Annotated in this window: 16 protein-coding genes; 15 read left to right on the forward strand and 1 reads right to left on the reverse strand. The window is 43.5% G+C overall.

Annotated elements, in window-relative coordinates; genetic code table 11:
• Positions 1–166: 166 nt before the first annotated feature.
• The 8 genes from JMX89_RS01320 (at position 167) to JMX89_RS01355 (ending at position 9,897) form a co-directional block, all read left to right on the forward strand.
• A complete protein-coding gene (locus JMX89_RS01320) occupies positions 167–967 on the forward strand; it encodes a transporter substrate-binding domain-containing protein (protein WP_201530856.1) in 801 nt (266 codons plus the stop codon).
• Between the two features lie 86 nt (positions 968–1,053).
• Positions 1,054–1,986 carry a transporter substrate-binding domain-containing protein gene (locus JMX89_RS01325; protein ID WP_011512696.1) on the forward strand — a complete coding sequence of 311 codons (933 nt, stop codon included), beginning with the start codon at positions 1,054–1,056 and terminating at the stop codon, positions 1,984–1,986.
• A gap of 99 nt (positions 1,987–2,085) precedes the next feature.
• The gene (locus JMX89_RS01330) at positions 2,086–3,003 is read left to right on the forward strand and encodes an ABC transporter substrate-binding protein (RefSeq protein ID WP_149408868.1); all 918 of its coding nucleotides are present in this window, start codon (positions 2,086–2,088) and stop codon (positions 3,001–3,003) included.
• A 437-nt stretch (positions 3,004–3,440) separates the two neighbouring features.
• Entirely contained in the window at positions 3,441–4,175 is a 735-nt protein-coding gene (locus JMX89_RS01335) for an ABC transporter permease (RefSeq protein WP_020442682.1), read from the forward strand.
• 13 nt (positions 4,176–4,188) lie between these two features.
• Positions 4,189–4,914 carry an ABC transporter permease gene (locus JMX89_RS01340; protein WP_201530854.1) on the forward strand — a complete coding sequence of 242 codons (726 nt, stop codon included), beginning with the start codon at positions 4,189–4,191 and terminating at the stop codon, positions 4,912–4,914.
• A 97-nt stretch (positions 4,915–5,011) separates the two neighbouring features.
• Positions 5,012–5,728: a fumarylacetoacetate hydrolase family protein gene (locus tag JMX89_RS01345; protein WP_227672975.1), complete on the forward strand. Its 717-nt coding sequence runs from the start codon at positions 5,012–5,014 to the stop codon at positions 5,726–5,728.
• Between the two features lie 273 nt (positions 5,729–6,001).
• Entirely contained in the window at positions 6,002–8,203 is a 2,202-nt protein-coding gene (locus JMX89_RS01350) for a PhoX family protein (protein ID WP_133103787.1), read from the forward strand.
• 230 nt (positions 8,204–8,433) lie between these two features.
• Positions 8,434–9,897 carry an alpha/beta fold hydrolase gene (locus JMX89_RS01355; protein WP_201550561.1) on the forward strand — a complete coding sequence of 488 codons (1,464 nt, stop codon included), beginning with the start codon at positions 8,434–8,436 and terminating at the stop codon, positions 9,895–9,897.
• Positions 9,898–10,141: 244 nt separating this feature from the next.
• Here JMX89_RS01355 and JMX89_RS01360 read toward each other — a convergent pair whose 3' ends face one another.
• Positions 10,142–11,122, reverse strand: coding sequence for an Hsp33 family molecular chaperone HslO (locus JMX89_RS01360; RefSeq protein ID WP_201550563.1), 981 nt, complete (start codon positions 11,120–11,122; stop codon positions 10,142–10,144).
• A 565-nt stretch (positions 11,123–11,687) separates the two neighbouring features.
• On the opposite strand from JMX89_RS01360, the gene JMX89_RS01365 reads away from it, so the two are divergent.
• The 7 genes from JMX89_RS01365 (at position 11,688) to JMX89_RS01395 (ending at position 20,334) form a co-directional block, all read left to right on the forward strand.
• Positions 11,688–12,680 (forward strand): glutamate/aspartate ABC transporter substrate-binding protein, encoded by a 993-nt coding sequence (locus JMX89_RS01365; RefSeq protein WP_201550565.1) that lies wholly within the window; start codon positions 11,688–11,690, stop codon positions 12,678–12,680.
• A gap of 109 nt (positions 12,681–12,789) precedes the next feature.
• Positions 12,790–13,536 carry an amino acid ABC transporter permease gene (locus JMX89_RS01370; protein ID WP_011512705.1) on the forward strand — a complete coding sequence of 249 codons (747 nt, stop codon included), beginning with the start codon at positions 12,790–12,792 and terminating at the stop codon, positions 13,534–13,536.
• Complete coding sequence (locus JMX89_RS01375) at positions 13,533–14,201, forward strand: ABC transporter permease subunit (protein WP_011512706.1); 669 nt, start codon at positions 13,533–13,535, stop codon at positions 14,199–14,201. Before JMX89_RS01370 ends, JMX89_RS01375 begins: the two co-directional genes overlap by 4 nt.
• Positions 14,202–14,384: 183 nt before the next feature.
• Positions 14,385–15,104 (forward strand): amino acid ABC transporter ATP-binding protein, encoded by a 720-nt coding sequence (locus JMX89_RS01380; RefSeq protein ID WP_041753349.1) that lies wholly within the window; start codon positions 14,385–14,387, stop codon positions 15,102–15,104.
• A gap of 162 nt (positions 15,105–15,266) precedes the next feature.
• Positions 15,267–16,502, forward strand: coding sequence for an FAD-dependent oxidoreductase (locus tag JMX89_RS01385; RefSeq protein ID WP_201550567.1), 1,236 nt, complete (start codon positions 15,267–15,269; stop codon positions 16,500–16,502).
• Positions 16,503–16,843: 341 nt separating this feature from the next.
• On the forward strand, positions 16,844–18,598 hold the full coding sequence (locus tag JMX89_RS01390; RefSeq protein ID WP_201550570.1) for an AMP-binding protein: 1,755 nt from the start codon (positions 16,844–16,846) through the stop codon (positions 18,596–18,598).
• A 125-nt stretch (positions 18,599–18,723) separates the two neighbouring features.
• On the forward strand, positions 18,724–20,334 hold the full coding sequence (locus JMX89_RS01395) for a carboxyl transferase domain-containing protein (RefSeq protein ID WP_201550572.1): 1,611 nt from the start codon (positions 18,724–18,726) through the stop codon (positions 20,332–20,334).
• The last annotated feature ends 57 nt before the right edge of the window (positions 20,335–20,391 follow it).

Consider the following 20,391-nt stretch of genomic DNA (forward strand, 5'->3'; position numbering starts at 1 on the left):
GTATAGCACTTCTCCATATACCTAAATATCTCACAGCCTGAATATGCAGTTGCCTGAATCTGAGTAACTTATCTGGCAGGGAAGTCAGAGAAAATATACCAGAACACTGTATTAAAAATTAGAGATTAAAAATCATCTTAAAAATCCATCAGAATTTAAGGAACGTATGATGTCGAATTCTCGCCTATTGTGGTCATCGATGACCGTTACAGCCGCGCTCATGTTAGGTGCTTGTAGCCAACCTGCCAATGACGCTGCTGATGCCAATTCAGATGCACCGGCAGCAGGAACCGCTGGCAAGACCATTCGTATTGCGACTGAAGGAGCATACCCTCCTTTTAACTATACCAATGCCGATGGCAGTTTGGCGGGTTTCGATATCGATGTTGCCAATGCTCTATGTGAGCAGATGCAAGCCAAATGTGAAATTGTCGCTCAAGATTGGGACGGTATTATTCCAGGTTTATTGGCGCAAAAATACGATGCCGTTATCGCTGGTATGTCTATTACCGCTGAACGTCAAGAAAAAGTCGATTTCAGCGAGCCTTACTTTGCCAATACGATGGTTTGGCTGACCGATACCAAAGGCAGCTTTGATCCTAAAGTTATCAAAAATCTGACGCTTGGTGGTCAACGTTCAACGACGCCGGGTGCTTATTTACAAGACAATTATGAAGGCAAAGACGGCAATACCGTTAAGCTTTATGACAATTATGACAATGCTTATTTGGACCTAAAGTCTGGTCGTAGTGATGTTGTATTGGCTGAAAAAGTATCAGCAAAATCATGGTTAGCAGACAACCCTGAAGGCTTCGGTATCGTGGGTGATGAGATTGACAATGATGACAATATTGCGATTGCTGTCCGTAAAGGCGATGCCATTAAAGAAGACTTTAATAAAGCGCTGAGTGAAATTCGCAGTAACGGTGAGCTTGCCCGTCTTGAGCAGCAAAACTTTGGTCAATAATCTGTAATCATTAGCGTCGATTGTTTATATCCTTCTTAAGTGGCGGATATATATACGGCTGGTAAATATATTAAGGAATAACCACTATGATCATTTCAATGACCTCGTCAATGACCAAAAAAGCCTTGTGGTTAGCGCCACTAAGCGCTGCCATGCTGATGCTAGCTGGCTGTAACAACAGCTCTACACCGACAGAAAGCACTGAAACAGCTGCTGCAACTGATACGCCTTTAAATATCAAAATCGCGACAGAATCAAGCTATAAACCTTTTAGTTATACCGATGCTGATGGCAAATTAATCGGCTATGAGATTGAATTGGTTGACGCACTATGTGCGCAAATGAAAGCCAAATGCGAAGTGATCTCACAGGATTGGGATGGCTTGATTCCAGGCTTAAATGCGCAGAAGTTTGACGCTGCCATCGCTGGTATGTCAATCACCCCTGAGCGCAAAGAAGTGGTCGAATTTAGCGAACCTTACTTTCATAGCGGCATTATCTTAATCGGTAAAAAAGGCGACGATGTTAGTGTTGACGCTTTAAAAGGTCAGCCAATTGCCTCACAGCGTTCAACTGTTGCCTCGCAATATCTACAAGATAAACATGCTGATGCTGATATCAAACTTTATGATACCCAAGACAATGCGTATCTGGATCTAACGTCAGGTCGTGTGCGGGCGATGATGTCTGATAAAGTGACTGGTATTGACTGGCTAAAAACAGAAGCTGGTAAAGACTATGAGGTCAAAGGTCAAGAAATCAGCACCAATGATGATGCGATGGGTATCGCTTTCCGTAAAGGCGATCCATTGGTTGCCAAATTCAATAAAGCCTTGGCTGAGCTAAAAGACAATGGCACTTATGATCAAATCACGGGTAGCTATTTTGGTACCAGCTCAACCACTGCTGCTCAAAAAGCAGTCGCTACTAGTGATATCAAAGAAGTAGTAGTTATGGATAAAGCTAGTGTCGATGCTGATACGGCGATTGCTAAAGAAGAGCAAGCGACAGCAAACTAATACCTGTGATGACAAATATGTATTGATCCTAAGTTTTGAGGAATGCATATTTGCCAGCACTTATCAAAATTTCACGACGTAATAAACTCAAGGATGATTATGAGCAACCATCTTGTCATAGGCTCAAATTCAGTGACCAGTCAGCGGTTTTCAAAACCTATGCTAGCAGTGGCAGCATTTTTAGCTTTAGTCGGTTGTAGTAACGGTCAAGATAAAGGGGCTGAAAGTACTAACTCAGACGCTAATAATACTGCGGAGACAGCTGAGAAAAAAGCAGATGCGACAGAGGGTAATGTGCTGCGTATCGGTACTGAGGGTGCTTATGCGCCCTTTAACTATACCAATGCAGATGGCACGCTCGGCGGTTTTGATATCGAAATTGCCAATGCTATCTGTGCTGATATGCAAGTAACTTGTGAGATTGTGGCGCAAGATTGGGACGGCATCATCCCCGGTCTCAAGGCTGGTAAATATGACGCTATCGTCGCTGCGATGTCAGTCACCCCTGAGCGCGCTCAACAAGTCGCTTTTACGGATCCGTATTTTAGCAATGCGCTAGTGTTTTTAGCCAAAAAAGACAGCACCTTTGACCCTGCTAAGGTGACTGATATTAATGCCCATTCTATCGCCGCTCAGCGCTCCACCATCTCATCACAGTGGCTAGAAAACACTTATCCAAAAGCGGATATGAAGCTATATGATACATTAAGTAATGCGTTTTTAGATTTGGGTGCTGGTCGCGTCGATGCCATGATATCGGATAAACTGCCAGCGATTGAATGGCTCAGCTCGACGTCCGGTAATAATTATGTGTTAAAGGGCGCGGAGATTGATATCAATGATAACTTTGCGATTGCCGTCCGTCCGAATGATGAAGCTCTACAAGCAAAAATTAATACCTCATTGAGCAATATTAAAGCCAATGGCACTTATGATAAGATCAATCAAAAATACTTTGCTGTGCCAGCAAGTGCGACACTAACAGAAGCACCAGCTATAGATAGTGCTACACAGTAAAGGCTCAGTAGTATTACTGTTTTCACGACTGCATTCATATTGTGTTAATAAGCATGAGGACATCACCATTATGGTGATGTCCTTTTTCTTGTGTCCTTATTTACAGTCACGCTATTATTGTAGGCATTATTAACCAACAGATTTGCTGTTCTTTAACTAAATTATCGGCCTTTTAAGGAGAGAGATATCTATTTAGGCGATGCTTTTACACGTCAGTATTAACATAGCGGCGAATGAATATGATAAAATCAGCGCTCATTTCTACTGTGTCAATTATCGCGGCAGTAATCGTATTAATCTAGCGTCAGTCTATGACGCAAATGGCTCATATTTCTTGGGTCTAAAGTACGTTTATTAACTGTATTCAGCTATTGATGCTGATTTTTTTAACTCATATTTTGCAATATTGCTAATATAAAGAGACTGAGTGGATAATCGTGTTTGACTTACAAGGATTTGGCGCGCTTTTATTGAGCGGCGCTACCGTCACCATACAGCTTGCCATGACCAGTCTGATCATCGGCATGTTCTTAGGTTTGCTCGGTGCCACAGCAAAGCTGTCTAATATCTGGCTGCTGCGCAAAATTGCGACTGTCTATACCGCCACGATGCGCGGTATTCCTGAGCTACTATTGGTACTGTTTATCTACTATGGCGGCTCTATACTGCTAATGAGCATCCTCAAAAAGTTTGGCTATAACGACTATGTCGAGATTAGCGCTTTTTGGGGCGGCGTGATGGCACTTTCTATTGCTTTTGGTGCTTATGCGACTGAAATCTTCCGTATGTCGATTCAAGAGATTCCTATAGGACAGCGAGAAGCGGCGCAAGCGATTGGTATGCGTCCTTTTCAGACTTTTTATCGCATAACCTTACCGCAAGTATGGCAGATTGCATTGCCAGGTTTGGGTAATCTATTTTTGGTTTTGCTTAAAGATACGGCACTGGTGTCGGTCGTAGGTCTCAAAGATATCATGTATCAGTCCTCGCGCGCCGCGCAATCAACACAGCAGCCATTTACCTTTTATATGGCAGCGGCAATAATTTATTTAGGTTTGACCATGCTGATTACTGGCTTTATGATGTGGCTTGAATGGCGTGCCAATCCGGCGGCGCGTTATGCTAAAAAGCTCAGCCGTCAAACCACTCACCGTCAATCGACCATAGGATAAAGGGGAAGACACTATGGAATGGAATTGGCAGGTTATTTTTGATCATATCCCAGACTTACTCGGTGGCGCGGTATTGACCGTACAGCTGGTTTTGTTCTCGGGTATTATTGGCTTATTTTTTGGTTTGGTTTTGGCGCTGTTACGGCTGTCTAAAAATTGGGTGGTACAGATACTCCCTTTTCTATATATCTTCTTTTTCCGTGGCACGCCATTACTGGTACAGATATTTTTGATTTACTATGGTCTTGGGCAGTTCGAAGCGGTACGTAATTCGTTCCTATGGGAGCCAGTTCTTAGCCAAGCTTACTGGTGTGCTATCATTGCCTTTACCCTAAATACCAGTGCGTATTTAGCCGAGATTATCCGCGGTGCTATTCAAAATATTCCGGTCGGTGAGCTTGAAGCTGCCGATGCAATCGGGATGTCAAAATGGCAGAAACTGACCCGTATTACGTTACCGCGTGCCTTTGGTATTGTAATTCCGGCATACAGCAACGAAGTAATCTTTATGCTGAAAGGTAGTGCGCTAGCGTCAACGATTGCTTTGATGGATATCACAGGCGTTGCCCGTACCATTAGTGCACGTACTTATACCTTGATGGAGCTGTTCTTCGCTGCTGGTATCGTTTATCTCTTGTTGTCGTGGGTGATTTTATTTAGCTTTAGAATGTTTGAAAAGCGCATGAATCGTCACGCAAGTTATGTACCACCAGATGTGACTACTCATACCGTCGGCTAATGATTTGTCATGAATAAAACTTATCATTAACGTTGTGATAAATAGTGCAGTATGTTTTGCTTTTTAAAATATCAATCATTTGCTGTGAGCGCCTAGTATGAGCCAATCACGATCTATATCCTTAGTCGATACAATTGCTGCCAGCGTCAAGGATGACGCGAGTATTGCCACCATTAATGATAGCGTACGAGAATCCATCGGCAAGGTCATCTGCGTGGGCCGTAACTATGCAGAACACGCGCGTGAGCTTGGCAATGAGATACCAAAATCGCCTATCTTATTCATGAAGCCAGCATCATCAGTGGTCAGTGTGCACAATGATATTGTCCGTCCAAATCCAGCGCTATATGGCGACACTCATTACGAAGCAGAGCTATGCATTCAGCTGGTAGCCGACTTATCGGCAGCAACGGTTGAACAAGCAAAGCAAGCGATAAGTGGCGTGACTTTGGGACTTGATTTGACCCTGCGTGACTTGCAAAGCAAGCTCAAAGAAAAAGGTCATCCATGGGAGCGTGCTAAATGTTTCGATGGTGCTTGTGTGCTTGCCGATTGGATTGATCCGCAAGCGTTTGGTGATTTTTGCCATGTCGAATATCAGCTCTATATCAATGACGAGCTGAAGCAAGATGGTGATAGTGCCTTAATGCTATTTCCAGTGTATGAGCTACTAGCAGAGATTAGCCATGCCTTTAGCTTACAAGCAGGCGATGTGATTATGACTGGTACGCCGAGCGGCGTTGGAGTATTGCAAGCAGATGATACGCTAACATTCAAGCTTGGCACTCATGAATGGCAGGTGCAAGTTCGATAATTTCTTATCGCAGTAGTATCATATAAGTTTTTACATGCATTAACACTACCAAAAAATCCCAAGTTCACACTTGGGATTTTTTTGGTTTATCAGGGGTAATAGCCATTTGTCATGAGGTTATCGTCACATTACTATCAAATTGGCATTTGGTTTTCAACATACTGTCATAAACACTCAGTAGACTTAGGCATAATTCGTATTTCGGTGATTGCAATTACAAGACTGTAATCAACTCTCTCATGCCAATCAAGCCTAACAGCAAGGTGACTGATAATGACATTATTGAATAACAAACAACCACTTGCCCATGAAGTCGTTGAAGATTCTAATCCGACCGACAATATCGATTTTCAAACCATTATTAGTCGTCGTTTAAATCGGCGTAGTATCCTAAAAGGTGGCACAGGATTAACAGCGGCGGCGTTTTTTGGCGCGCTACCTTTAGTCGGCTGTAGCGATGACGATGATAGTATTCCTGCCAAAAATAATGGCAATGCTGCTGCTGTCCCTGCACAAGGTGATCTCAAACGTCCCGAAACTTTGAAGTTTACCGCAGTGGCGCATTCAACTGCCGAAACGATGAGCGTGGCAGCAGGCTATAAGGCCGAGATGATATTACCACTTGGCACGCCGCTGATATCTGGTATTGATGACTGGAAAGACAATCGAGAGCAGTCGGCTGAGTCATTCGAATGGCGCATGGGTGATAATCATGATGGCATGTGGTTTTTTGGCAAAAAGGGCGGCGCATATGATGCCAAAGCGGCAGAGAATGGGCTACTGGTGATGAATCATGAGTATGTAAACAGTAGTGAGCTAAGCCCTTTTGGCTATCATGTGATCCAAGATAACAACGCCGCACCCATCTTTCAAAATCGTCGACTTGCTAGCGACGTGCGCCGTGAGGTTAATTGTCATGGAGTGGCGGTGGTCGAGATGAAACGCCGCGCTGATGGCATGGGCTATGAGATGGTGGCTGATTCGAAATATAATCGCCGTCTCACGAGTAGTAGTACGGCGCAGTTGACAGGACCTGTTGCGGGCTCTGATTTGGTCAAAACTAAGTTTGATCCGACAGGCTTTCAGACTCGCGGCATCAATAATAACTGCGGTGCAGGTTTGTCACCTTGGGGCACTTATCTGACCACCGAAGAAAACTTTTTAGGGGTATTTGCCCGTGGGCAAGATGCTAGCCAATTAAGCGCTGGGCATAACTATGGTCGCGAACGCTACGGGGCAACGGAAAACTTCCCTGGTTGGGAATATTTATGGCATACCCCTGATGCTAAAGATGCCAAGATAAGCGATGAGTTTTCACGCTGGGATATGACCGCCGCTAGTGCTAGCGCTGCAGACGATTATAGAAATGGCTTTAATACCTTTGGCTATATCACCGAAATTGATCCTTTTGATCAGAATTCCATACCGCAAAAGCGCACGGCACTAGGGCGTTTTGCTCATGAAAATTGCGCCTATGCTCCTGTTGAACAAGGCAAACCGGTGGTTTTTTATATGGGTGATGATGCTCGAGGGGAATATATCTATAAGTTCGTCTCCAAAGCCACATGGTCAAATGCTGATATCGGCGGTGGATTAAAAGCAGGTGACAAGTATTTGAATGAGGGTACGCTCTATGTTGCTATCTTTAATGAAAATGGCCGCGGTGAATGGAAAGCGTTGATTCACGGTCAAAATGGACTGGACGTCTCCAATACGGTCTTGCCTTTTCATGGACAAGATGAAGTGTTGGTCTTTGCTCGTGCAGCAGCAGATGTGGTCGGGGCCACCAAAATGGATCGACCAGAGTGGGTGTCGGTCAGTCCCATAACGGGCGATGTATATGTGACATTGACCAATAATAAATATCGTGGTGTACGTGATGATCAGCCACTTTCAGCGCCCAATCCGCGCAGCTATAATACTGGCGGCAAAGCGCGTGGTAATGACAATGGTCATATTATTCGCTGGGCAGAAGCAGGGGGCGATCATGCGGCAACCAGTTTTGAATGGGATATTTATTTATTTGCTGCGCCGAGTGATTTATCAGCAGAAAACTTATCACAATTAAATGACAATAATGACTTTTCTTCCCCCGACGGCTTATACTTTGATCCACGTGGCGTCCTATGGATTCAAACAGATGACGGTGCTTATACCGATACCAGCAGCTGTATGTTGCTAGCAGCGCTACCGGGCAATGTCAGCGATGGAACCCTCACTACTACGTCAGCGGGGCAACAAACCCGAGTCGGCATGCCTGCCAATAATGACAATATCAAACGTTTCTTCGTCGGTCCGGAGGGCTGTGAAGTCACAGGTATTACGATGGCCCCAGACTTTAAAACCTTATTTATTAATATTCAGCATCCGGGTAATACGTGGGGCGCTATTGCTGGAGGTAGTACACCACGCTCAGCCACCGTCATGATTACTCGCGAAGATGGTGATGTCATACTGGCAGAGTCATTTGTCTAGTTAAACATTTGCATTAGTAATGATGCGTCTTAACAAACATAAAAATCCTAAGTCATGGCTTTGGGATTTTTGTGTTTTAGGCGGTAGTTACTAGTGTGCAATTTTTGATATTGAATAATTACATGGCTTTTTGACAATAAAGATACTTGATAGTTAAATCATTCTCTTCTGTTTATGACCATTACAGGATAGTATGGAAAATCCCTTTAACTGTTTGATATGTCAACATTATGCTCAGTCCAAAACCTTTAGAAACTATCCATGATTTATTTGCAACGACTCGGCGTCCTTCTGATGAGCAATCTGCTATCGATATAGGATTTCAAGGCGATGTCTATGAGGAACTGGATAAGCTTGACTATATCTATGTGGATGAGCTGACTGAAAAAAGCGTGAATCATAGTGATGTTCAACCGTATCAACCGCTCTCATTGGTTGGTTTTTTTGAAGGATTGGCACAGCTTGCGACTATGGGTGTGGTCGAGGTGACTGACATTGTAGAAGCCATCCACCGTGAGATATTACTGCGTCCTTTAGGGCGGTTTAATAAAGGAAATGTCGAGCGCTGGCAACAGGGTATCACGGGACGCATTTATGGTACGGTACGTCAGGCGATGCAGCTGATTGGCAATAATTTAGCCTCAGGTCTGCACCTTTATAATACTGTTTTAAAACCCAAAAAGGTCAGACTATTACCAAAGAACTTGCGGCGCATGGTCAATATCCTAAACGGAGTGATGGGTGATCATCTGATTACGCATCAAAATCCATTAGCAGTATCAATGGTGCTGTATGATACCAATAATCGGGTACCAAGCGCTGTATTGTCAGGGCGCGTTATTATTCTATGCCATGGACTTTGTTTAAGCCACTTAAGCTGGAAAGTATCTGGTGAGAATAATCTGGCAAAAGCGCTCATGTATAGCTTGCCATCAGCGACTGTCTTGTACTTAAATTATAATACAGGTCGACGTATCTCAAGTAATGGACGTAGCTTTGCTCAAGTGTTGCAAGATTTGGTTGAGAATAACCCAGACATCACCCAGATTGATTTGGTCGGTCATAGTATGGGCGGTTTGGTAAGCCGTAGCGCGCTGTTTTATGGCAAAGAGCAAGGTTTTAGCTGGGTCAAAAGGGTGAGCAATCTGGTGACTTTAGGCTCGCCGCATCATGGCGCAAGTTTGGAGCAGATTGGGCATTTTGTCCAAGATAAAATCGCTAAATTGCCCTTTGCTGGGTCATTGGCAAAGCTTGGTGATATGCGCAGTGCGGGTATCATTGATTTGCGTTACGGTAGTATTCGAGATGCCGACTGGCAAGCGTTAGAGGGGCGTAGTGTGCTACCAGCAGATTTTCGTCATCCTACTCACTTGCCATTGCATGTGAATACCTATCTGGTAGCAGCAGTGATGGTCGAGACCCATTTTGAATTTAAGACCACAAGTTTATTGGGCGATGGGCTGGTTTCGGTAGAGTCAGCACTGGGTGAGCATACCGAAGAGCATACGCTGGCAGTGCCAGAGGGGCACAAAGCTATCTTTTATGGGATAAACCATATGAATTTAATCTACAGCGATAGAGTACATCAGCAAATCATTGCTTGGCTCTTGGATGATAGATTAGGCGATGCACATGAAGCAAAGTATGCGCTGAACCCGCGTATTTATTCTTATCCAGAAACCTATGAGGTTTAGCATAAGAGATACAAAATAATCAGACTAATGCTAAAAACCCTCAAGCATCATACTTGAGGGTTTTTTTATGACTGACTATAGTGAATTCAGTATTAAAACGATACAGTAGGACTGAGATGAATTTTACGCAGCCTCTGTCGGCGTAGGCACAGCACGCCAGAAAAATTTATACCAGTACTGCGTTGGAATATAACGTATCTGTTTTATTTGGAATTGACTATACTTAAATCAATGAGATAAAAGACTACTCAGCAAAAATCGCTGCCACATCGTCTTTATTAAATTTATAAATCTCACCGCAGAATCCGCAATCCATCTCAAAGGTACCGTTTTGCTCTGCAACGATATCCAATGCTTCTGTTTCGCCGATTTGCTCGATTGCCATTTCACACTTTTCACGTGAACACGTACAACCAAACGATAACGAGATAGGATCAGGAGCAACGACTTTTTCTTCATGATATAAGCGATACAAAATCTCATTGGTATCAAGCGTGGTCAATTCTTCTGCTTTCAGTGTACGCGTCAATACAGACAAGCGTGTCCACAAGTCATCATCAATACCAGCATCTTCATTTTGCTCAACTTCGTAGGTTTCTTGAGCGGTACGCGGCAGCATTTGCACCAAGATGCCACCCGCTTGTAAACCATCAGATGCCAAATTAATCAGCGTTGGAATCTGTGCCGATTGCTTTTGATAATGCGCCAAGCAATCTGCCAAATTGTCATGGCTACGTTCAACAATACCTTGATACGGCTCGCCGCCATCCGGTTGGATATTGATAAATAATACGCCTTGACCAGTAGCGCCCAGTTCAGCAAACGCTTCTTTAGCATGCAGCATATTATTCCACGCTTGCACGTGCTTGTCAGTATCACCTTTCCAGCTAGCAAGAGCGCGGATAATACCGTTTTGATCACATTCAGCCATCGCCCAATTCAGCAAACTATCGCTATCTGATGATTGCAATTGAATCGACAAGCGACCATTGATTTTAACAGTACCAATCAGCAAACTTGCAGCCGTCAACATCTCGCCGAGTAAGCGTTTTAGTGCTTCAGGATAAGGCTTTTGCGCAATGGTCGTCGCATAGCTACGCGATAAGCGCACCACATCACCGCGCACCGGAGAGTCTTCAATAAAAAAGCGTTGGCGAATGTCGTTATCTTGCATCAGATCAGTATTTTGTTCAGAGGCATTCGGAGTTTGGGTATCTTGGGTCATAGGTCATTTATAAGATTAAGAAGTTGCTAGCTTTATGGGGATAGATGCGGATTTATCAATCGTATCTATAGTAGATACACTTTTAAAAGAATACATTTAAAAGAATATATTGCCACTGGGATTAATTATTCGCAGACTCTGTCTGCGTAGGCACAGTCAGCAAGCAAAATTGATACCAGTAGACCTTATGATTTTTGTATTTCTTTTATTTAGGACTGACTATAGTAGATTGTTGACGTAAGAAATGACGTTTATAAAAAATGAATTTCTCTATTAGCCTTATCAAATACGTACCTATATTAATGACGTTAGAGCTTGTTTTATTTAGGGATTATTATCTTAGTTAAATTAAAAACCAAAAATAGTCAGCTGAGTAAAAAAAGTTTACCCTCGTCAGTCAATTTGTTGTACAGTAACATTAAGTTGCATAGTGATAAACAACAGCAACAGCACGGATGCATAGCAATAGGGCCCATAAACGCAAATTTATAGCGTTTTTCTACGGTTTCTATCGCACTTAAATGTCATTCCAATCTTGTGGCAATGTGATAAAAGGACATATCTCATGACTTACTTTCTTTCTACCTCTATATCTAAACCATTAACGTTAGTTGCCTTTATGGCTCTAGGTCTAGCAGGCTGTAACAACAATAGCCAAACCAGCAATGAGGCGACGCCAGCAGATGGAGCAACCACTGAGGCGACGGCAAATACCAACGGCACCTTAGATAAAATCAAAGAATCAGGCACCATCGTCGTCGGTCACCGTGATTCTTCTATTCCGTTCTCATACATCGCTGATGATCCAAATCAGCCGATCGGCTATGCTCATGATTTAGAGATGAAAGTGGTAGAAGCTGTCAAACAAAAGCTGAATATGCCAGATCTAAAAATCCGCTATAACCTTATTACCTCACAAACACGCATCCCATTAGTACAAAATGGTACAGTAGATTTTGAGTGTGGTTCAACGACCAACAATGAAGAGCGTCAGAAACAAGTCGCTTTTTCTAACGGCTTCTTTGAAATCGGTACGCGTTTATTGACTAAAAAAGATTCAGGTATCCAAGGTTTCGATGATTTAAAGGGTAAAACCTTGGTCACGACTGCAGGTACAACTTCAGAGCGTTATATTCGTGAATACAACGACGACAAAAAGATGAATATCAATGTCATTTCAGCAAAAGACCATGGCGAAGGTTTCTTGATGCTAGAGAATGGTCGTGCCGATGCCTTTATGATGGATGATGTATTGCTAGCAGGCGAAAAAGCCAAAGCAAAAAATCCAGATGAATGGGTCATTGTTGGTGAGCCACAATCGTTTGAGATCTATGGTTGTATGATGCGTAAAGACGATCCAGAATTTAAAGCCGTGGTCGATGAAGCACTAGCCAATGTCTTTAAGTCAGGCGAGATCAATAGCATCTATGACAAATGGTTCTTAAATCCAATTCCACCAAAAAATGTCAATCTAAAGTTTGAGATGTCAGATAACTTAAAAGCATTGATTGCCAATCCCCATGATAGCGATCAGCCAAAAGTAGCGACTGCGCAATAACGCTTCTTGTCCCTCAACATAGCATGCTTACGCGTTCAGATTGTTTGTCAAATAATTTGATAGCAGTCTGAAAGCGTGGGCTTTTTAACCGTTGCTCGGAGAGACAATTATGAATTATAGCTGGAACTGGGGTGTGCTCTTTGAGCAGACCGGTATCGGTAGCGAGCTGTATATCCATTGGATGATTACTGGTCTTGGCTGGTTGTTATTGATTGGCAGTATTGCATGGGCAATCGCCATGGTGGTTGGTACTATTTTTGGCATCATGCGTACCTTGCCGAATAAAGGCGCACGTGCTATCGGTACTGCTTATGTGACGTTTTTCCGTAATATTCCCTTATTGGTACAATTATTTTTCTGGTTTTATATCGCTCCAGGTTGGCTCACGCCATCCATACAAGAGTGGTGGTATAAAGACTTGTCTCCCAATACCTCAGCCATGCTGTCAGCCAGTATCGGTCTTGGTTTATTTACCGCAGCTCGTATTGTTGAACAAGTACGTACTGGTATCGAGTCACTACCTCAAGGGCAGATCAATGCTGCCTACGCACTTGGCTTTAGTATCCCACAAGCCTATAAAGAAGTACTGCTGCCACAAGCGTTTCGAATTATCTTACCGCCGCTGAGCTCAGAGCTGACCAACTGCTTTAAAAACGCCTCAGTTGCGTCTTTGGTTGGGGTAATGGAGCTGATCAGTCAGACCAAAACCATCAGTGAATATACTCAAAACAGTCTTGAGATTTATACCTATGCGACCATTATTTATCTGGTGTTTAATCTGTCTTTAATTGCCATTATGGGGCTAATTGAACGTAAATTGCGTGTGCCTGGGCTAATTGCAGGGAGTCAAAAATGAATATGACCGAACTTGCAACTGCCTATCCCGGTTTGATGGGTGGCATGCTGACGACTTTAAAAGTATTATTTTTAGCAATTTTAGGCGGTCTCAGCTTAGGGACGGTATTGGCTTTGATGCGTTTGTCTGGTATCAAAGCACTTGAGATACCTGCAAAGCTATACGTCAATTATTTCCGTTCTGTACCATTGCTGCTCGTGCTGCTCTGGTTTTATTTTGCCGTACCGATGATTTATTTTTGGGTCGCTGGTAAATATCTGCAACTCGATACAGCCTTTACCTCGTGTGTAGTCGCTTTTATGATGTTTGAAGCGGCATATTTTTCAGAGGTGGTACGTGCGGGTATCCAATCTATCGGCAGTGGGCAGGTCAATGCTGCCAAAGCGCTCGGTATGACCTATGGGCAGACAATGCGCTTGATTATTTTGCCGCAGGCGTTTCGCAAGATGCTACCGCTGATTTTGCAGCAATGTATTATTTTATTCCAAGATACGACATTGGTTTTTGCGATTGGCTTGACGGATTTTTTCCGTGCCGCTTATGTACGCGGTGAGCTGATGGGTTTATTAACGCCCTATATATTAGGAGCAGGCGCTGTTTATTTTATTATCAGTTTGAGTGCCTCTATTGGCGTACAACAAGTACAAAAGCGTTTAAGATTCTAATGATCTTTAATAAATTCGTATCGAAACCTGTACGTTAAGAGCTATATTTAATAATGATGAAAATAATGTGGTTAGGAGCCAGTGATGAATGAGCCAGTAATGAATAATACTGACACGTATATAAATGAATTTGGCGGACTGGTCACTAACACTGGTCATGCAAGCGATGAAATCGTCATCCAAATGAGTGATGTGAGCAAATGGTATGGTGACTTTCAAGTATTGTCTGGCTGTAGTGCCCATGTGCATAAAGGCGATGTCGTCGTCGTTTGTGGTCCATCGGGCAGCGGCAAGTCGACCTTAATAAAAACGGTTAATGGACTAGAGCCTTTTCAAAAAGGCGAGATTATGGTCAGCGGTATCTCCGTTGGCGCGCCAAAAACCAACTTGCCAAAATTACGTAGTAGTGTCGGTATGGTCTTTCAGCACTTTGAGCTGTTCCCGCATCTGACGATTGTTGATAATTTGACTGTCGCGCAAATCAAAGTATTGGGACGTAAAGAAGCGGAAGCCAAGCAAAAAGCCATGGCATATCTAGACCGCGTCGGACTAACGGCGCAAGCAGCAAAGTATCCAGCTGAGCTGTCCGGTGGGCAGCAGCAGCGTGTCGCGATTGCACGTGCGTTAGCAATGGATCCAGTGGCGATGCTCTTTGATGAGCCAACTTCAGCACTTGACCCTGAGATGATTCAAGAAGTGCTTGATGTCATGGTTGAGCTAACCCGTGAGGGCATGACGATGATGTGTGTTACCCATGAGATGGGCTTTGCCAGTCAAGTTGCCAATCGGATTATCTTTATGGATGAAGGTCATATCGTTGAAAACTGTAGCAAGGATGAGTTTTTTGAAAGCGCGAAAAGTGACCGCGCGCAAATGTTCTTATCAAAGATTCTCAATCATTAAGGCAGTCATTTAGAGTTGATTTATTTAGAGCGCCTATTAATAGGCGCTTTTTTTATTGTAAGCGACTTTATAAACGCCTACGTGAGTGAATACCTGTTTACTGATACAATGGCAGCCACTATCATAAAAACAATATAATCTCTCATCTATCATGGAGTCAATATGAGCACAGAAACTACATTTCCTATTACTACAGCAACAGACGCCAAAGGTATTGTCATCATTGGTGCAGGTTTGGCTGGCTGGCACGTGATTGATGCCATTCGTGCCAAAGACAAAGATGTGTCGATTACTCTAATCACCACAGACAATGGCGATCGTTATCATAAGCCGATGCTTACCATGGCAATCAGCCAAAACAAGCAGGCATCAGACTTGGTACGCGCGACTGGCGAGGATGCAGCAGAAACGGCACAAGTGACCTTACTTGCCAATACGCAAGTCACGGACATCGATGCTGCTGCGCAAACGGTACAGCTTATCTCAGCGCTGCGCTCAGATCCTGTTTATACCAATTATGCAACTATCAGCTATGACAAGCTGGTCTTAGCGATGGGTGCTCATCCTATTTTCCCTAAGAGTTTGCCGCAAGATTTGGTATGGCATGTCAATCATATTGAGCGTTTTGGGCAATTGCAAGAAAAGCTAGCAGCAGGTAGTCAGCACGTGGCGATTGTCGGTGCGGGTATGGTAGGCACTGAGATTGCTGAGGACTTGCTCAAGGCAGGTCATGAGGTGACCTTAATTGATTTAAATGATGCGCCGCTATCGCAAATGCTACCGCCAAAAGCGACAGCTCGTATTGCCAAAGCAGTGCAGTCGCAGGGTATTAATTTTTTAGGCAGTTATCAAGTATCCGATGTCATACGTAATGATGACGGCAAGCTACAAGTTAGCTATGAGCCATTTACTCCTAACGGAGAAGATACAGATGCTAAGTCATCTGAGATATTAATCGTCGACCATGTGATTGCCAGCACGGGTCTGACCGTTGATGGTAAATTACCAACTGCAGCTGGAGTTGAGTTCAACCATCGCACTGGTATCGTAGTAGATGCACCAACACTACGAACCAATACTAATAATATTTATGCGATTGGTGATTGTATGTCTATCAATGGTGTTGCCTGCCGTTATGTAGCGCCACTACGTGCGCAAGCAGCAACGATTGCTGATGATGTATTAGGTTTAGAGCATAGCGGTTATGAGCATAAGCCACCGATGATTCGCTTAAAGAATAAAGCCATCTCAGTGATGGCCACGGGCGTGCCGCAAGCAAACGGCAACTGGCAAGTAATCACTGAAACTGAAGACGAGCTTATTATGAATTTACTCAATGATAATAATGAAGTTAGCGCGACCGTTACTATTAAAGCGCCGCCAATTGTATCAGTGTAGTAATTGTCAAATTGCCTGTAGTTTATGGTCTTAGCTTGTTAAACATGCATCATGTTTTTAAGTTGAAGATATTCTAAAATTTAGTGCTAAAAAAAAGCCAGCCACCTATACATAGCGTGACTGGCTTTTTTGTGTCAAATATCTGCCATATTTTTATGCTATCTTTAATAAAGCATTACTATTGGATTCTAATTAAATGATACATATTGTATTACTATTATTGACAGCATTCGATTTAAGGCGGTATAGTAGCTAACGCTAGTCGAGACCTATTCAAGGAAGAATGAATGGGTGGCAGGCGACTAATAAGCATTATAAAAAGTAAAACGAAAGGACTCGTTATGACTCAAAATATCCATTTTGATACCATTCTAAATAATATCCCCTCTATCAATATGGGCGCACATTCGGCAAATGCGCCATTGACTCAAAGCTATGATAAAGGTCCTGATGTGCCGCTGATTGAAGCGACCATCGGTGATTTCTTTGATGCTATCGTCTCCAAATATCCTGAACGCGAAGCGCTGGTCGTCTGCCATCAAAATATTCGCTGGACATATCAACAGCTGCAACAGCAAGTCAATCAGTTAGCGAGCAGTATGATTGAGATGGGGCTTGAGATTGGTGACCGTATCGGTATCTGGTCGCACAACAATGCTGAATGGCTACTCATGCAATTGGCAACTGCCAAGGTTGGTATTATTTTAGTCAATATCAACCCTGCCTATCGTGTCTTTGAGCTGCAATATGCGCTAAATAAGTTGGGCTGCTCGGCATTGGTGCTCATGCGCCATTTTAAAAGTAGTGACTATGCCAGTTTAATCCGTGAGATGTGTCCTGAGATTTACCACAAAAATTACACTCAGCTGGATTTGGTCGAGATTCCAACGATTGAGCGCATCATTTGGATTGATGAATCAAACAGCGATGAAGAGTTTGGGTTTATGCAGAAGTTTTCTGCATGGATGGAAGAAGGTGATGCCAATGATCCGCGTATCGCCGAGCGTCAAGCTCAGCTTAAAAATACTGACGCCATTAACGTACAGTTTACCAGTGGTACAACGGGTACACCGAAAGGCGCAACTTTAAGCCATCGTAATATCTTAAATAACGGCTATTTTATCGGTGAAGCGATGAATTTCACTGAAGAGGATAGACTGTGTATTCCAGTGCCTTTATATCATTGCTTTGGTATGGTGCTTGGCAATTTAGCCATTCTCACTCATGGCGGTTGTATCGTTTATCCAAATGATGGTTTTGAACCATTATCGGTATTACAAGCAGTTGAACAGGAAAAATGTACGGGTCTACATGGCGTACCGACGATGTTTATCGCTGAGCTTGATCACCCTGAATTTAAAAATTTCGACTTATCCACTTTACGTACCGGTATTATGGCAGGCTCTAGTTGTCCGATTGAGATCATGCGCCGTGTCATCGATGAGATGCACATGAAAGAGGTCACCATTGCTTATGGCATGACTGAAACCAGCCCAGTATCCTGTCAAACCAATGAGCATACGCCACTTGATAAGCAAGTCTCGACCGTGGGACTCGTGCAGCCAGCGCTTGAAGTCAAAGTGATTGATACTGAAACAGGTGAAATTGTGCCCTTAGGCGAAACTGGCGAGTTACTCACCCGGGGTTATTCGGTGATGAAAGGCTATTGGGGCAGTCGCTTTAAAACGCGTGAAGCCATTCAAGATGGCTGGATGCACACCGGTGACTTGGCGACCATGGACGAAGATGGCTATGTCAAAATCGTCGGTCGTAGTAAAGATATGGTTATCCGTGGCGGTGAAAACATCTATCCGGTTGAAATCGAAAACTATCTATATCGTCATCCTAAAATCCGTGATGTGCAAATTGTTGGCGTTCCTGATGAAAAGTATGGTGAAGTATTGGCTGCTTGGATTATACCTAAAGAAGCTGGCAGCTTAACGGAAGAAGAAGTACGTCAATTCTGTAGTGAGCATATTGCTCATTATAAAGTGCCAGCCTATTATCGCTTTGTGACCGAATACCCAATGACCATCACTGGTAAAATTCAGAAATATAAAATTATTGAGCAAATGAGAGAAGAGTTAGGATTATAAAAAATTGAGCCGTTTTACTTCTTATTTTACTAATAACTCATATTGGTAAAGACTAAAATAACCAGTAGTTAAAAAAAATCGCATAAAAAGCTACTCGCATTTACGCATTAAAGAAAAGGGATATCATGAGCGCTATCATAACCAGTAAACTGAGTCCAAATGCCGCTGAATTTCAGCAAAATAGTGCCGCCATGCAAGAGGTCGTCGATGACTTGTATCAGCATCTGCGTAAAGTCGCCCAAGGTGGATCAGAGCGTGCGCGCGCCAAGCATTTAGCACGTGGTAAGCTATTACCTCGTGAGCGTGTCGAGTGTTTGCTTGATGTTGGTACGCCATTTTTAGAAGTAGCTCCGATGGCAGCGCACGATATGTATGGCGAAGATATCCCAGCGGCGGGTGTGATTGCTGGTATTGGTCGTATCAATGGCATCGAGTGTATGATTGTCTGTAATGATGCTACCGTAAAAGGCGGCACTTACTACCCAATGACGGTCAAAAAACATCTACGTGCCCAAGAAATTGCCCAAGAAAACAACTTGCCTTGTGTCTACTTAGTTGATTCTGGCGGTGCGAACTTGCCCAATCAAGATGAAGTATTTCCTGATAAAGAACACTTTGGACGTATATTTTTTAATCAAGCTAATATGAGTGCCGCTGGCATTCCACAGATTGCTGTGGTCATGGGTAGCTGCACCGCTGGCGGGGCATATGTCCCAGCGATGAGCGATGAATCTATTATTGTTAAAGAACAAGGAACTATCTTTTTAGGTGGTCCGCCACTGGTGAAAGCCGCCACTGGTGAAGAAGTCACAGCAGAAGATTTGGGCGGCGGCGATGTACATACCCGTCTATCAGGGGTGGTCGATCATTTGGCGCAAAACGATACCCATGCGTTATCAATCGCGCGTAATATCGTTAGCCACTTAAACCGTTCTGCTAAACAGATTCCAAATCAAATAAAACCACGTCCACCGCGCTATGATGCTAAAGAACTATACGGCGTCATTCCAACTGATAAGCGTAAGCCATTTGATATTAGAGAAATTATCACTCGTATCGTCGATGACAGTGCCTTTGATGAATTTAAAGCGCGCTTTGGCACGACATTAGTATGTGGTTTTGCTCATATCGAAGGTATGCCAGTTGGCATTATTGCCAATAATGGCATCTTATTTAGTGAATCTGCACAAAAAGGCACGCACTTTATCGAGCTGTGCTGTAAACGCAAAATTCCTTTGATATTCCTACAAAACATCACCGGCTTCATGGTCGGTCGTAAATACGAAAACGAAGGTATTGCCCGTCATGGTGCCAAGATGGTAATGGCTGTGGCAAATGCCAAAGTACCAAAATTCACCGTTATCGTTGGTGGTTCATTCGGCGCTGGTAACTATGGTATGTGTGGACGTGCTTATAGCCCGCGTTTCTTATGGATGTGGCCAAATGCGCGCATTTCTGTGATGGGCGGCGAGCAAGCGGCATCGGTATTGGCAACCGTCAAGCGTGATAATTTTGACCGTAAAGGCGAAGCATGGAGTGATGAAGACGAAGCGGCATTTAAAGCGCCGATTCGTGAAATGTACGAAGAGCAAGGTCATCCTTATTATGCCACCGCTCGTCTATGGGATGATGGCGTGATTGACCCTGCTGATACCCGTAATGTGTTGGCATTAGCCCTTAGCGCGGCCCATAACGCGCCGATTGAAGAGACAAACTTTGGTGTCTTTAGAATGTAGCATTGAAAGGTATATCGCCAGTCATTTAGCGCTCATCAATACATAAAATATAGAGAA

Origin of the sequence: Psychrobacter sp. DD43 (genome assembly GCF_904846555.1) — a bacterium.
Taxonomy (GTDB): domain Bacteria; phylum Pseudomonadota; class Gammaproteobacteria; order Pseudomonadales; family Moraxellaceae; genus Psychrobacter; species Psychrobacter cryohalolentis.

Excerpts from the sequence above, each read along its gene's own strand:
- JMX89_RS01370 (WP_011512705.1), top strand. The coding sequence starts at position 12,790 with ATGAATTATAGCTGGAACTGGGGTGTGCTCTTTGAGCAGACCGGTATC.
- JMX89_RS01345 (WP_227672975.1), top strand. The coding sequence starts at position 5,012 with ATGAGCCAATCACGATCTATATCCTTAGTCGATACAATTGCTGCCAGC.
- JMX89_RS01350 (WP_133103787.1), top strand. The coding sequence starts at position 6,002 with ATGACATTATTGAATAACAAACAACCACTTGCCCATGAAGTCGTTGAA.
- JMX89_RS01355 (WP_201550561.1), top strand. The coding sequence starts at position 8,434 with ATGCTCAGTCCAAAACCTTTAGAAACTATCCATGATTTATTTGCAACG.
- JMX89_RS01340 (WP_201530854.1), top strand. The coding sequence starts at position 4,189 with ATGGAATGGAATTGGCAGGTTATTTTTGATCATATCCCAGACTTACTC.
- JMX89_RS01325 (WP_011512696.1), top strand. The coding sequence starts at position 1,054 with ATGATCATTTCAATGACCTCGTCAATGACCAAAAAAGCCTTGTGGTTA.
- JMX89_RS01395 (WP_201550572.1), top strand. The coding sequence starts at position 18,724 with ATGAGCGCTATCATAACCAGTAAACTGAGTCCAAATGCCGCTGAATTT.
- JMX89_RS01385 (WP_201550567.1), top strand. The coding sequence starts at position 15,267 with ATGAGCACAGAAACTACATTTCCTATTACTACAGCAACAGACGCCAAA.
- JMX89_RS01320 (WP_201530856.1), top strand. The coding sequence starts at position 167 with ATGATGTCGAATTCTCGCCTATTGTGGTCATCGATGACCGTTACAGCC.
- JMX89_RS01330 (WP_149408868.1), top strand. The coding sequence starts at position 2,086 with ATGAGCAACCATCTTGTCATAGGCTCAAATTCAGTGACCAGTCAGCGG.
- JMX89_RS01380 (WP_041753349.1), top strand. The coding sequence starts at position 14,385 with ATGAGTGATGTGAGCAAATGGTATGGTGACTTTCAAGTATTGTCTGGC.
- JMX89_RS01365 (WP_201550565.1), top strand. The coding sequence starts at position 11,688 with ATGACTTACTTTCTTTCTACCTCTATATCTAAACCATTAACGTTAGTT.
- JMX89_RS01360 (WP_201550563.1), bottom strand. The coding sequence starts at position 11,122 with ATGACCCAAGATACCCAAACTCCGAATGCCTCTGAACAAAATACTGAT.
- JMX89_RS01390 (WP_201550570.1), top strand. The coding sequence starts at position 16,844 with ATGACTCAAAATATCCATTTTGATACCATTCTAAATAATATCCCCTCT.
- JMX89_RS01375 (WP_011512706.1), top strand. The coding sequence starts at position 13,533 with ATGAATATGACCGAACTTGCAACTGCCTATCCCGGTTTGATGGGTGGC.